Source organism: Phenylobacterium sp. (assembly GCF_036495085.1).
Lineage (GTDB): Bacteria > Pseudomonadota > Alphaproteobacteria > Caulobacterales > Caulobacteraceae > Phenylobacterium.
The window spans coordinates 1-1587 of the sequence record NZ_DASXNL010000093.1; the positions used below are offsets into that span (position 1 = coordinate 1).

General features: G+C 66.0%; 1 protein-coding gene and 2 rRNA genes. 2 read left to right on the forward strand and 1 reads right to left on the reverse strand.

The window, feature by feature from the left end:
- Positions 1–82, forward strand: a 23S ribosomal RNA gene (locus VGI62_RS10880); the annotation flags it as partial.
- A 71-nt stretch (positions 83–153) separates the two neighbouring features.
- Positions 154–270: ribosomal RNA gene (gene rrf, locus VGI62_RS10885) — 5S ribosomal RNA — on the forward strand.
- A gap of 98 nt (positions 271–368) precedes the next feature.
- Here rrf and VGI62_RS10890 read toward each other — a convergent pair.
- Positions 369–1587, reverse strand: a 1219-nt coding sequence (locus VGI62_RS10890; RefSeq protein ID WP_331504508.1) for an ABC transporter permease, incomplete at its 5' end; no start/stop codon positions are given.

Here is a 1587-nt window from a genome sequence, read left to right on the forward strand (position 1 = left end):
GACCACCAGGTTGATAGGCCAGATCTGGAAGAGTGGTGACACTCGTAGGAGACTGGTACTAATGGGTCGAGGGCTTGACGGATATTTTGATATCCGTTTCATTGGCACTGTGTGGTTTTGAAGGCCCGTGAGGGGCCAGGACTCTCACCGTTTTCCGGTGGCTATGGCGAGGGGGAAACACCTCTTCCCTTTCCGAACAGAGCCGTTAAGCCCCTCAGCGCCGATGGTACTTGGCTTGAAAGGGCCTGGGAGAGTAGGTCGCCGCCGGTTTTTGTCTGAATGAGCGAGTGCCGCCGGATCCGCTGGGATCCGGCGGCACTCGTCGTTAAATCGTCCGCCCTTCCCGGCCCGGCGGCCGCTGACCGGCGTCAGGTCATGCGCCGGTAACGCCAGACAGAGAGGGGGATGAATACGGCCAGAAGGCCGGCGATCCAGGCGATTGCGCCGGCGAGGGAGGAGGGTATTCCAGGGTTGAGGGCCAGCGAACGCGCCGCGTTTGCGGAGAGGGTTACCGGGCTGACCTTCGCGATCGCCTGGAGCCAGTTCGGCAGCGTCGAGACCGGTACGAACACGGAGCTGGCGAACACGAGCGGAAACAGGACCACGAAACCGGCGGTCTGCGCTGCCTCGGCGCTGCGCACGCTCAGTGCCACAAAGGCGAAGATCCAGCTCAGCGCGAGGCCGAAGGCGCTGACGAGCGCGATGCAGCACACGGCCTGCGCGAAGCCGGCCTGGAAGCGGAAGCCAATGATGTAGCCGACGATGATCATCAGGACGATGATCAGGACGTTGCGTACAAAGTCGGCCACGGTGCGCCCGATCAGCACCGCAGAGCGCGCCATCGGCATCGACCGGAAGCGGTCGATCACGCCGAGTTTCAGGTCGTCAGACAGGCCCACCGCCGTCTGACTGGCCCGGAACGTCACCGACTGCACCAGGATTCCGGGGAGGAGATAGTCGATGTAGCTGACGCCGTGGGGAAGTGAGTGACTTATCGCTCCGCCGAACACGTATGTGAACAGCAACACGAACATGATCGGCTGGATCGTCGAGAAGACGAGGAGATCCGGCTGGCGGACGAAGTGGCGCAGGTTCCGCACGCTGACCACCTGCGCGTCCGTGATGTCGCCCCGAAGCTCTTGCGGTGCGAGGCGGCGTCGCGGCGGCCGCCTCGCGGCGGGGCGCAGCGGCTCGCCCACGCGAGCGGCATGGACGCCATCGCTCGCCGGATTGGGTCGCCCATCGCCGTTCGCGGCGTCAGCCGTCGCCCCGTTCTCGCGCGGCGGCGCGCCGGTCAGCTGCAGGAACACGTCGTCGAGCGTCGGGCGTCGCAGCCCAAGATCGCTGACCGCGATTCCCGCCTTCCGTAGCGCCGAAGCGGCGTCCTCGATCATCTCGAGCCCATCCCGTGGCGCCGGAAGCGTCAGCTGTGCGAGCCGCTCGCCAGGCTCCGGCTCATCGCAGCCGATCCCCGCCAGCGCGACCCTCGCCCGCTCCCGTTCCGCGGAGCTCACCAACTCGACCTCCAGGATCTGCCCGCCAACGCGGTCCTTCAGCTCGCTCCCGGTGCCCTGGGCGATCACCCGG